The sequence below is a fragment of the Metabacillus mangrovi genome (genome assembly GCF_009711125.1).
Classification (GTDB): Bacteria; Bacillota; Bacilli; order Bacillales; family Bacillaceae; genus Metabacillus_B; species Metabacillus_B mangrovi.
The window spans coordinates 104,792-117,407 of the sequence record NZ_WMIB01000012.1; the positions used below are offsets into that span (position 1 = coordinate 104,792).

9 protein-coding genes and 1 pseudogene are annotated in these 12,616 nt (G+C 46.3%); all 10 read left to right on the forward strand.

Annotated elements, in window-relative coordinates; translation table 11 throughout:
* The first annotated feature begins 27 nt into the window (after window positions 1-27).
* Window positions 28-450, forward strand: coding sequence for a MarR family winged helix-turn-helix transcriptional regulator (locus GKZ89_RS12760; protein ID WP_155112786.1), 423 nt, complete (start codon window positions 28-30; stop codon window positions 448-450).
* Window positions 451-502: 52 nt separating this feature from the next.
* The gene (locus GKZ89_RS12765) at window positions 503-1,750 is read left to right on the forward strand and encodes a glycosyltransferase (protein ID WP_155112787.1); all 1,248 of its coding nucleotides are present in this window, start codon (window positions 503-505) and stop codon (window positions 1,748-1,750) included.
* A 214-nt stretch (window positions 1,751-1,964) separates the two neighbouring features.
* Complete coding sequence (locus tag GKZ89_RS12770) at window positions 1,965-3,125, forward strand: ROK family transcriptional regulator (protein ID WP_155112788.1); 1,161 nt, start codon at window positions 1,965-1,967, stop codon at window positions 3,123-3,125.
* A gap of 84 nt (window positions 3,126-3,209) precedes the next feature.
* Window positions 3,210-4,496 carry a sugar ABC transporter substrate-binding protein gene (locus tag GKZ89_RS12775; protein ID WP_155112789.1) on the forward strand — a complete coding sequence of 429 codons (1,287 nt, stop codon included), beginning with the start codon at window positions 3,210-3,212 and terminating at the stop codon, window positions 4,494-4,496.
* A gap of 60 nt (window positions 4,497-4,556) precedes the next feature.
* Window positions 4,557-5,903 carry a carbohydrate ABC transporter permease gene (locus GKZ89_RS12780; RefSeq protein ID WP_155112790.1) on the forward strand — a complete coding sequence of 449 codons (1,347 nt, stop codon included), beginning with the start codon at window positions 4,557-4,559 and terminating at the stop codon, window positions 5,901-5,903.
* Window positions 5,903-6,730 (forward strand): sugar ABC transporter permease, encoded by an 828-nt coding sequence (locus tag GKZ89_RS12785; RefSeq protein ID WP_430697266.1) that lies wholly within the window; start codon window positions 5,903-5,905, stop codon window positions 6,728-6,730. Before GKZ89_RS12780 ends, GKZ89_RS12785 begins: the two co-directional genes overlap by 1 nt.
* 21 nt (window positions 6,731-6,751) lie before the next feature.
* Window positions 6,752-9,886, forward strand: coding sequence for an alpha-mannosidase (locus GKZ89_RS12790; RefSeq protein WP_155112792.1), 3,135 nt, complete (start codon window positions 6,752-6,754; stop codon window positions 9,884-9,886).
* Between the two features lie 72 nt (window positions 9,887-9,958).
* Window positions 9,959-10,573, forward strand: coding sequence for a class I SAM-dependent methyltransferase (locus tag GKZ89_RS12795; protein ID WP_155112793.1), 615 nt, complete (start codon window positions 9,959-9,961; stop codon window positions 10,571-10,573).
* Between the two features lie 112 nt (window positions 10,574-10,685).
* Complete coding sequence (locus GKZ89_RS12800) at window positions 10,686-11,879, forward strand: MFS transporter (RefSeq protein WP_162356827.1); 1,194 nt, start codon at window positions 10,686-10,688, stop codon at window positions 11,877-11,879.
* Between the two features lie 46 nt (window positions 11,880-11,925).
* Window positions 11,926-12,468 (forward strand): annotated as a pseudogene (locus GKZ89_RS12805) (GNAT family N-acetyltransferase).
* Window positions 12,469-12,616 lie beyond the last annotated feature (148 nt).

Consider the following 12,616-nt stretch of genomic DNA (forward strand, 5'->3'; position numbering starts at 1 on the left):
TAACAAACTAATTAAGGGTGACTACCTTTGGAAAAACTGCTAATTGAGTTCATACAAACGCTCGAAGACTCACTGACAAAAATTCAATCTGAAGCGGGGGTAAAAGCCGGAACCGCTAAACTGACCATCAATCAGTTTCATTATATTGATGCGGTTCACCAGTTAGGGAACCCCACCCTCACCGAAGTGGCGGAGCGGATGAATTTTACAAAAGCCTCTGTCACAGCAGGGCTGAACAAATTAATCAGCATGGGCTATGTTAAAAAGGTGCAGTCTCAGGAGGATAAGCGTGTTTTTCATGTCAGCCTGACAGAGGATGGAACCACGCTGATCGATGCAAAATACCAGGCTTTGAAAAAATATGGAGAGTTTATTAACGGTGCCCTTTCTAAGGAAGAGGCAGAACAATTGCAGCACATCTTAGGCAAACTGGTTAAGCTGTTTAAATAGGCTTAGCCGCTAATTTAAAGTTAGTTTGCCAAACTAATAAGTAGGGATTGAAATGAATATTACCATTCTGACAACCGGTACAAGAGGAGACACCCAGCCTTATCTGGCATTGGGAAAGGAATTACAGCTTGCAGGGGCAAAAGTAAAAGTAGCAGCCTTTGAAAATTTCGAAGCGTTTGTAAGAGAAGCGGGGCTTGATTACCATCCGATAAAAGGGGATGTCTCACAGCTGACCCAAAGCGACCTGGTTGAGGATGCCATGAAGGCCGATCACCCGATCAAATTTTTCCGGAGCTTCCGCAAGCTCATGCCTTTGATGGAAGGACTGCAAAAGGATTTTTATGAAGCGTGTATCGGTGCGGATGCGATTGTTTATCATCCGGGTGCGGCTCTTGGCTATTACATCGGGCAAAAGCTGAACATCCCGGTGATTCTGGCCAGCCCTTTTCCGATGACTCCGACAAAAGAGTATCCGGCTTTGATTTTTTATGACAGCAGGCGGCTTGGCCGGACGTACAATTGGCTGACACACAAATTGTTTGAAAAAGGAATGTGGATGGCTTCAAAAAGGCCGGGTAAAAAGTTCTGGGAGAAGGAGCTTGGTCCTGTTCCGAAAAATTTTACTGCGCCTTTCAGTAAACAGCCTGCCGTATCTTCCATCAGCCGCCATGTGTTCCCGAGGCCGAAAGACTGGCCGGAAGATTCGGATGCGTTTGGCTATTGGTTCCACGATCACGAAAAATGGACGCCTCCAGCCGATCTTGTTCAGTTCCTTCAAGCGGGAAAGCCTCCCGTGTATGCGGGGTTCGGAAGTGTATCCAATCCGAAGGAAGCTAAGGAAACTACCCGCATGATTCTCGATGCCCTTAAGGAAACGGGCCAGCGCGGCATTCTGGCTACAGGCTGGAATGGACTCGCTGAATCCGAAGAAATTCCGGAGGATGTTTTTATTCTGAAGAGCGCACCGCATTCCTGGCTGTTTCCAAAGATGGCCGCAGTCATCCATCACGGCGGGGCCGGGACTACGGCCGAAGGATTAAGAGCCGGTATACCGAGTATCATCGTCCCGCACAGCAACGATCAATTTGCCTGGGGGCGGCGTGTCCGCGAACTCGGTGTCGGACCTGAACCGATCAGACGAAAGCAATTGACTGCTGAAAAACTGACAGCTGCTGTAAACCGCGCACTGCATTCTGATATAGTCCATACTGCCGGGGAACTGGGAGAGAAGATCAGAAAAGAACAGGGAGCAAAAGAGGCTGCACAGTTTATCCTGCATTCCCTGCAAAAGATCAGATGATTTTAAGCCTGAAGAGAGTTCAGCCAACTCTCTTCAGTTTTTAGCTTAAGTCAGAAAAAATTTGAAGATTTAGTGAAATCGCTTGCAAAAAGAATAGAACGTCTTATAATTATAATTAATTCATTGAATTAACAAAATAATCAGATCAGGCATTCTACCATAACCGAACACTTGGTATAATGAAAACAAACATTTACCAATAGGAGTTTTAAGAATGCTGGCAAAAGGACAAAACACAAGCCGTACAAAACGAATGAATAAATCACTGGTCCTCCAGACTTTATTAAGGTATGGACCGATTCCGAGACAAAGAATTGCTGAAATGACTCACTTGACGAGAGCAACCATTACATACATCACTTCCCAGCTGATCGAGGAAGGGGTTGTTCAGGAAACAGGAGCTCTGATTACAGAAAAAAACAGTGCAGGCAGGAGGTCGGTCGGACTAGATTTAAAAAGTGATGCAGTATGGGTGATTGGCATCCACATTAGCATGTTTGAATTGAAAATAGGACTAGTGAACCTGAAGGGCGAAGTGGAGGATCTGTATGAGAAAAAAGCAGAACCCTGCTTTAATCAGGATGAATATGTCCATTTTATCATCACGGAGATTAATGAGTACTTGTCTGCCCATTCCCATCGAAACCCTTCCGGTATCGGAATCAGTTCCACTGGCATTGTCGATTACATGGCAGGACGGATCTTTGGTAATGAAGAAACGGGGTGGCCGGATATTGATTTATTATCCAATCTTCGAAAAGAATTTGATTTGCCGGTCTTTCTTGATAACTATGTAAGTTCCATGGCGCTTTCCGAAAAGATGTTCGGCCTTAGCAGGACGATGATGGATTTTATGTATATTTATATCGGCCAGGGAGTGGGCGGCGGATTGATTTTAAACGATGATTTATACAGAAGCGGAGTTACAGGTGCTGGAGAGTTCGGCCATATGACGTATATGCCGGGCGGCAGAAAGTGCTGGTGCGGGAATGAAGGGTGCCTTGAACAGTATGTGTCTGAGCTGATTTTGCTGGAAGAACTAGGTGCCGGTTCCATTGAAGAAGTCATTGGCAGAGTGCATGAAGGCGATAACGGTGCTGTGAAAGTTCTTGAAGAGGCGGGAGAAAAAATTTCGATTGTCCTTTCTTCGCTTGTGAATATGATTCACGTCCAGAAGATTGTCGTTGGCGGCATGCTCGCAGATCAAAATCTTCCCATCGTAGAAAAAATAAGCGAGGGAGTCAACAATAAATCATTTTTAGCAAAAAAACAGCCAATTGAGGTCGCTCATTCTATTTTTGGAAGAGATATTGAAGTGGCCGGAGCGGGAGCGCTTGCACTTTGGAATGAGTTTTACTCGAAAATAGTAGAGTAAGGTTTCATAGGAGTTGAGTAATCAGCTCCTTCTTATATATATAATTGATTTATTCATTGAATTAATTAAAGGGGTGGGGATGAGATGAAAAAGGCATGTCTATGGATGCTGGTGCTGCTGATTGCTTTAGCAGGATGCAGCAAACCGGGAGGAAGCACAGAAAGTAAGGGGCAGGAAAACCAAAACAGCCAAGCAACAGGTGAAATCAAGCCAGAAGAGAATGCCGAGCTTATTTTTTGGAACAACAGCGGAAAAGAAACGGAATGGGCAAAAATGGTGGCGGAAAAATTTACAGAAAAATATGGAATTCCGGTTAAAACCCAGCAAGTAGCAGATATCGATGCATTGAAAAAGCTTGAAGTAGACGGCCCGGCCGGCCTTGGGGGAGATGTATTTTTAGCTCCGCATGATCAGGTAGGGAAACTCGTTAAGTCAGGTCTGATTCTTGAAAACATGGTTGCGGAAAACTATGAAACCGAAGTGATGGAAGCTGCTCTGAATGGGATTTCCTACTTGGAAAATGGCGAGAAAAAAGTCTACGGGTTCCCTGCGACGATTGAAACGTATGCGTTGTATTACAACAAAGATCTCGTTGAAAAGCCAGCAGAGACAATGGATGAATTGATTGAGCAATCCAAAAAGATCCAAAGCGGAAGCGACGGCAAATATGGCTTTATGCTGGAGCCGAATATGCTTTATACGAACTACTCATTTATGGCTGGCTACGGCGCCTATGTTTTTGGCAAGGAAGGAACAGATGCTGCTGATATCGGTTTAAACAATGAAGGGGCTGTCAAGGGTGCAAAACTGCTTCAGCGCTTTCATAAAGAACTGCTGCCGCTTAAAAGTGAGGACTTGACAGGGGATGTTGTCACATCCTTTTTCAGCGAAGGCAATCTGGCATACCGGATCAACGGTCCATGGGATATTAAAACTTATGCGGATGCAGGTGTGAATTTTGGCGTCGTTCCGCTTCCAAAGCTTGATAACGGCCAGACCCCTAAAAGCTTTGCCGGAACGAAAGCTTATTTTGTAAACGCTTATTCTGACTATCCAAAAGCTGCTACGCTGCTGGCTCAATTTGCTTCAAGCAATGAAATGATGGAAAAGCGGTTTGAAATGACCGGACAGATTCCTCCATACAAAGCCCTGCTTGATAGTGATGCCATTAAGAATGATGAATATGCCCAAAGCTTTCTAAAGCAGGCACAGTCTGCAGAGAGTATGCCGAATATTCCTGAAATGCAGGCTGTATGGGAGCCAATGAATAAAGCGCTTACGGCAATCTGGAACAATAACCAAGAGCCGGAGAGTACGTTAAACTCAGCGATTAAACAGATAGAAGATACCATCCGCACACAGCAAAAATAATCAATAGGGGCCGGGCCGAGTTGGTTTGTCCCCTGTTCATTTAAGAAAGGGGAGAGGAACATGCATCTTGGTGCTGAAACAGCAAAACCTTATCCGCAGCCGTCCAGACGTTCTCCGGCCGTAATAGGGGCCGTCCTGTCCCTTATTTTTATGGGCCTTGGGCAATTGTATCACCGTCAATTTGTAAAAGGGATTCTGCTCATGCTTCTGGAAGTTTACCTTTTTGTTTTCTGGACACTTCCATTCAGGTGGGCGATGTGGGGCCTGACTACACTGGGGGAGACCCCTCAAAAGCAAGTTGGTTTTGAGGTCACAAGAGGTGACCACTCGATCTTCCTGCTGATTGAAGGGATCATCTTTTTCATTCTTTTTTGTCTTTTTCTATGGATCTACTATTTAACGGTTAAAGACGCCTATAAGGTTGGGCGGTTAAGAGAGGCTGGGGTGACACCGAACAGCTTTTCACAGACTTGGCGGCATGTGATGGAGTATGGTTTTCCATATATTCTATTGACGCCTGCCCTGCTCTTTACTGCCTTTCTGACAGTCCTGCCGCTGATTTTCGGTGTGCTGATTGCCTTCACTAACTACTCAGCCCCTAATTATCTCCCGCCAAAGGCGTTGGTGGACTGGGTTGGCCTTGACACATTTATCAGCCTTTTCAGCATGAATACTTGGAGCAGTACCTTTTACGGCGTTTTCTCATGGACGATTATCTGGGCAGTTCTAGCCACAGTTACCACCTTTATGGCTGGTCTGATTCTGGCCGTTTTTATCAACCGGCAAGGCATCCGCTTTAAAGGAGTATGGAAAGGAATTTTTATTTTGCCCTGGGCGATCCCGCAGCTCGTTTCCATCCTGATCATGCGGAATCTGTTTAACGGAGAATTCGGTCCCATAAATCAGTATCTCGAACTAATTGGTCTCGGTGCCATCCCCTGGCTGTCAGATCCGATGTGGGCGAAAACGACTCTGATCATGGTGAACCTCTGGTTTGGCTTTCCTTTTTGGATGGTGCTGATGAGCGGAGTGATGACGTCGATTGATAAAGAATTATATGAAGCTTCTTCAATTGATGGTGCAACTGAAGGGCAAAAATTCCGGAAAATCACTCTTCCGCTGATTATGTTTTCGACGGCACCACTGCTGATAATGAATTTTGCGAGCAACTTTAATAACTTCAACATCATTTACCTGATGACGGAGGGGAACCCGGTAAATGTAGACTACAGTTACGCAGGGTCAACCGATATTCTGATCAGCTGGATTTACAAAATGACGCTCGACCAGAGCCAATTTGCGATGGCCTCAGTCGTTTCAATCTTGATTTTTCTCATCGTAGGAGGAATTTCCTTGTGGAATTTCCGAAGAACAAAGGCGTTTAAGGAAGAGGACATGCTGTCATGATGAAAAAGAAAAAATGGACGAACCTGTTTATCTATCTGTTTTTAGGGCTTATCGCAATCAGTGTGCTTTACCCGGTTTACTGGATTATTATCGGTTCCTTAAATCCCGGAAATTCTCTGTTTTCGACCAAGCTCTTTCCGGATCGCCTCACATTGGAGCACTTTCGCTATTTATTTGCAGAAACAGATTACGTCATCTGGTATAAAAACACCTTGATGATCGCTTTCTTCAACATGGTCATTTCCACCGTTCTGGTTGTAACGGCGGCATATGCGTTTTCCAGGTTCCGCTTTCCCGGCAGGCAGCAGGGGCTGATGGCGATGCTGATTCTGCAGATGTTTCCCGGGTTTATGGGGATGATTGCGGTCTATATCCTCCTATTACAGCTTGGCCTGCTTGATAATCTCTGGGGAATGATTCTCGTCTATGCAGGCGGATCCATTCCTTTCGGGGCCTGGCTGGTCAAAGGCTATTTTGATGGACTGCCCAAGGGGCTTGAAGAAGCAGCCAAGCTTGACGGAGCGAGCCATCTTCAGATCTTTTGGAAAATCATGCTGCCGCTTTCAAAACCAATCATGGTGTTTATTGCAATCAGCAATTTTATCGGGCCATGGATGGACTTCATTTTTGCAAGGCTGCTGCTCCGTTCGGATGAAAATAAGACACTAGCCATAGGTCTCTATGAAATGGTAACAGGAAGAGGAAACTCCGAGTTTACTACATTTGCAGCGGGTGCGGTGCTGGTCGCGATCCCGATTACACTATTGTTCCTGCTTTCCCAGCGTTTTATGGAAGACGGCTTAAGGGCTGGAGCAACGAAAGGATAATAAAAGAAAAGAGGGACAGCTATGCTTATGCTCAAAGAACGTATACAGAAAATCATTTCGGAACTGGATTCTTACAGGTACTGCCATTCTCATACTCTGGCAGACTATCAAATAACCGAAGCAGGTCCCGGAGAAGAAGAGGCTCCGATCGATAATCCGGAAAACTGGAGTCCGTTTACAGCGGGGAAGGACCGCTGGGGAGGGTATGACAAAAATTTCTGGTTCCGAACCGGATTCTCCGTCCCTGAGGAAATGCACGGAAAGCCTGTCGTATACGAAGTCATTACAGGCAGGGAGTCCTTTTGGGACAGCATCAATCCTCAATTTAAGGTCTTTGTGAACGGAGAATTGGTTCAGGGGCTCGACCACAACCACCGAATTGTAAGACTTACGGAATCAGCCGAAGCGGGAAAACACTATGAGATTGTTCTGCATGCCCACTCCGGGCTGGAAGACGTTCAAGTAGATTTGAAGACGAGAATATCCGTTTTAGAAACAGAAACAGAAGCTCTTTACTTCAATCTGAAAGTAGCATTGGAATCAAGCGGCGCCCTGGCGGATACAGATAAACGCCGAGCGGATCTAATTGAGATGCTGAACCATGCCGTGAATCTGCTGGATCTGCGAAAACCGCAGTCGGATGCATTCCATACATCTGTCAGAGAGGCGAATGCGTATCTGGAAAAGACCGTATACAGCGGAGACATGTGGCATGAGGGAACAACCTTACAGGCGATTGGGCATACACACATCGATGTGGCTTGGAGATGGACGGTCGCCCAGACAAGACATAAAGTGGTCAGAAGTTTTTCGACCGCCATTAAGCTGATGGAAGAGTATCCAGAGTACATATTCATGTCAAGCCAGCCCCAGCTGTATCAATTCGTTAAGGAAGAAAGACCGGATTTATATGAAAAGATCAGGCAGAAAATAAAGGAAGGCCGCTGGGAGCCGGAAGGTGCCATGTGGGTCGAGCCGGACTGCAATTTGATTTCTGGGGAGTCGCTCGTCCGGCAGATTTTAATGGGTACGAGATTTTTCCAAAAAGAATTCGGAGTGCAAAATAAAATCGTCTGGCTGCCGGATGTTTTCGGCTACAGTGCAGCGATGCCCCAAATCTTAAAAAAGTCTGGCATCGATTACTTCCTCACTTCAAAGCTCAGCTGGAATGAGTACAACAAGATGCCTTATGATACGTTCATGTGGAAGGGAATCGACGGAACAGAAGTTTTGACTCACTTTATCATGGCACGGGAATATGAAAGAGTTGTCGATGGTTTCTATACGGTTTACGGGGGCATGCTGAATCCTTCCCAGACAGCCGGAGCCTGGCAGAGATATCAGCAAAAAGAGCTGAACAGTGAAGTGCTGTTCCCTTACGGATACGGCGATGGGGGAGGCGGGCCTACAAGAGAGATGCTTGAGAACGGACGCCGTCTGCAGAAGGGAGTTCCGGGAAGCCCAAAAGTGAAAATGGGAAAAGCCCTCGATTTCTTTGAAAAGCTCGATCAGGATACAGCAGGTCATCCGCGTCTGCCGAAATGGACAGGGGAGCTTTATCTCGAGTATCATCGCGGAACGTACACGAGCATGGCGAAAAACAAGAAGTACAACCGGACTTCTGAGTTTCTTTACCAGACAGTAGAATGGCTGTCTGTAATGGCGAAAAACCTGGATCAGTCGTTCCGTTATCCTGCAGAACAGCTCCATAAAGGCTGGGAACTGATTCTGCTGAACCAGTTCCATGATATTCTGCCGGGGTGCTCGATTCCGCAAGTATACGAAACTTCACACCGTCAATATGAGGAACTGATTGGCAGCGGCCGGGAGATGCTGCATGCTGCTATGAAGCAGATTGCATCGAATATGGACCTGAAAGAGACATCTGTCATTGTTTTTAATCCGCATAGCACGAACCGGACCGATCTGGCAGAGCTTCAGCTGCCCGAAGGTTTTGAACATGCGGAAGTGTCAGATGAAGCAGGAAACGTTATGAAAATGGAGCAGGATCCAACAGGAAAAGGGCTGTTTTTAGCGGAGAACGTTCCAGCGAAAGGCTACAGGGTGTTTACACTCCGCAAAGCAGAGCATAAAGCAGTTGAAGCAAAAGAAGATCTTCAAAGGCTTTCCAACTCATTTTTTGACATTCAATTTGACGAAGCAGGAAACATGATTTCAATCTATGACAAAAAGAACGAAAGAGAACTGCTCAAGCCCGGTTCGAGAGGGAATGTTCTGCAGGCATTTGAAGACAAGCCTGTTCTGTTCGATGCCTGGGACATCAATAAATACTACGAAGAAAAAATGTGGGAAATTAACGAAGTCGTAAGCATAGAGTCCGCCGGAAAAGGCTCGCTCCGAACTGGACTCACCATTAAAAAGCGTTTTATGGATTCTGTTATCGAGCAGACCATCTACTTGTATGAACATAAGCCGGCCATTGACTTCCATACAAAAGTGGACTGGAAGGAACAGCAAATTCTCGTAAAAGCAGCCTTCCCAATCGATGTCCAGACGGATAAAGCGACATATGAGATTCAATACGGAAATGTAGAAAGACCGACACACTCCAACACAAGCTGGGACGCAGCGAAGTTCGAAGTGTGCGCACATAAATGGGCCGACCTCTCAGAGGATAACTACGGTGTCAGCCTGATTAACGACTGCAAATACGGCCACGACATTAAAGACGGTGTGATGCGCCTGACTCTGCTGAAGTCAGGAACTTACCCGAGTCCCGATGCGGACAAAGGAACACATGAATTTTCCTATTCGCTTTATCCGCACAGCGGGGACTGGAGGGAAGCGGGAACGGTTGAGGAAGCCTATGCCTTTAACAATCCTCTCATCTCGATTACGGAGGAGGCCCATGCAGGAGCACTCCCGTCAGAATATTCCTTTGTCCAGTCGAATCAGCCAAACGTCATTACGGAAGTGATCAAAAAGGCAGAAGACAGCGATGATGTCATTATCCGCGTGTACGAGAGCTTCAAACGCCGGACCAAAGCAGTCCTGTCATTCAACAGCCCTGTCCAGGCCGTAACAGAGTGCGATCTGATGGAAAACGAATTATCATCAATTAAGGTGGAAAAGAACCAGTTTTCTTTTGAACTGAAACCTTTTGAGATTAAGACCTTCAAGTTAAAGCTCTCTTAAAAAGGTGATGGTTGCACCGCCGCAGGTTTTCATAGGATAATATGGGAACAAAGGATCAACAGGAGTGACCATATGAAAGAAGCCTACTATGACCACATCATGAACGTGAAAACCGGAAGGAACCAAAAGGAAATCCTTCAGGCGGTGCACTATCATTACCACCGGTATGAACCGACTCCGTACAGAGCACTTGAAGCTCTCTACGAAACGTATAAACTTGATAAACAGGACCGTGTGGTCGACTTCGGCAGCGGAAAGGGCCGGATCATTTTTTATACGCATTACCTCTTCGGCTGCACCGTCACCGGAATTGAAATGAATAAAGGCCTCTTCGAAGGAGCGCTTGATAACCTGGAGCGCTACGGAAAGAAAACAAAAAGAAGCAGGGAGACCATCCATTTCGAAAACATCCTCGCAGAAGAGTATCCTCTCCATCCGGAGGACAACCGGTTTTACTTTTTTAACCCGTTTTCCATCCAGATTTTCATTACCATTGTGAACAGCATCCTTCTTTCGATTGAAAAATCACCGCGGGAAGTGGAATTGGTGCTTTACTATCCGTCTGAGGAATATATTTTATATCTTGAGAACCAGACCGCCTTTGAACTGACAGAGGAAGTCCTTGTACCGGAGCTGTACGACGCCAATCCGTCAGAGCGCTTTATGATCTACAGGATCTCTTATTAAGCAGGATGAATTCGCCCCCAGATTCATCCGAAACGTGAAAGGAGCATAGTGTATGAACCGTCCAATCTAAGTTCCCCCCGGAACATTTTAGTTACTTCAGCAAAATGGGGGAATAAAGGTGAATCGCAATTTCTATTTTCTGCTCGCGGGCCAGTCGCTCGCTAATATTGGGGATGTGCTGTATGTCGTAAGTATCATCCATACGATTTTTATCTTGACCGGGTCTGCTGCCGCCGCCTCATTTGTGCCGTTTACGGTTACGTCATCCATGTTCATAGCCGGGCTTTTGACGCCGCTTTTGATCGATAAGGTGAATCTTAAATGGCTTTTGGCAGGATCTCAGATCGGCAAAACGATCCTGCTTGTTCTTCTTGGTTTTATGATGATTGGCATGAACGCATCGAATGTTTACTGGATGTTTCTCATGATCAGCTTGATCGCGTTTCTCGATGGATGTGCAAATCCGATCCGGCAGACACTGATCCCGCATTATGTGGAATGGGACCAACTGATCCGTGCGAATGGAATGACTGAGACGGCTACGCAGTTTATTCAGGCTTCCATGTGGTTTGCCGGGAGCTTTCTGCTTCTTTTAATGGGTGCTTCACAGCTGATCTGGCTTGTGGGAGGCTTGTTCACTCTGGCAAGCATCCTGCTTTGTTTCATGGAAAGCATCAGTCACGAAGCAGCGGTCCCGAAAGGAAGATGGGAGCAAATAAAAGAGGGGTGGGTCACACTGTCACGCACCCCGGTATTAAAAAGAATTGCCTGGATGGACGGTTTGGAGACAATGGCGGGAACCGTTTGGATCGCTGCGATTTTATACGTTTTTGTCAGTGATGCTCTGCACACGAATGAAACATGGTGGGGATTCATCAACAGTGCCTTCCTCACGGGAATGATTTTAGGGAGCCTTTACTGTATGAGATTTTCCACCCGTATTGAAAATAGGCTCGGGGCCTTTATTCTAACGGGTTCGATCGTGAGCTGCCTCGTTACATTGGTTTTCAGTGTAAATCCATATCCTGCTGCCGCCTTGATTTTGTCATTCTGCTTAGGTATTTTTGGACAGCTCAAAAACATCCCTCAGCAGACCATCATTCAATCAAGCGTGCCTAAAGAACAGTTATCAACCGTGTACACGTCATTAGGTGCCATTGGAACCGGAATCTTTGGCATTGGGTCTCTTATAGTGGGCATACTTGCAGATTTACTCGGAATACGAGCCGTATTTATGATCTCCGGCCTGCTGCTCGCCGGAGTCAGCGTGATCGTTTATAAAAACAGGCAATTGTTTGAGCGATAGAAAGAGGCTGCCGGGCTTGGACGCCCGGCGTTTTTGGGATGGAGGAATCGTGTTGTCCATCTATTTACGGCCATTGAAGGTGGAAGATGCAGAAACGATACTCGCAATGGAACGGAAGAACAGAGATTTCTTCAGTCAGTATGCACCGGACCGGGCTGCAGATTTTTATACACTGAAAGGGCATCAGAGCAGACTCTGAACCATGGAAGAGAACCGGGAAAAAGACGCTGGCTGTTCTTTCGGCATCTGTCTGAAAGAGGAAGGAACTCTAATCGGGCAGATTGGATTTTTTAAAGTGGAAAGAGGCCCTGCTCAAAAAGCGATGATCGGCTATTCTATGGATCAGGACCACAACGGCAAAGGATACATGACTGAAGCGGTTCGCTTAATCGTGGATTACGGCTTTAAGGAACTGAACCTGCACCGGATCGAAGCCGAAGTGATGCCCCGCAACACAGGATCAATCCGCATTTTGGAGAAAACAGGCTTCCACAAAGAAGGAATCGCCCGAAAAAATGTCATGATCAACGGTAATTGGGAGGACAACCAGGTGCTTGCGGTGATTAATGAGGAATTTAAGCTGAAATAGAGGCCGACATGGCTCTATTTCGGTATGAAACCAGCCGGTGAAAATGGTTATCGGTTAAATATTCAGGATATCTCTCAGGCCCCCTAACTCGTTTGGACACCTCCTCTGATTCAAAATATAATGAGGGCAGAGGAGATGAGGCCAAGAT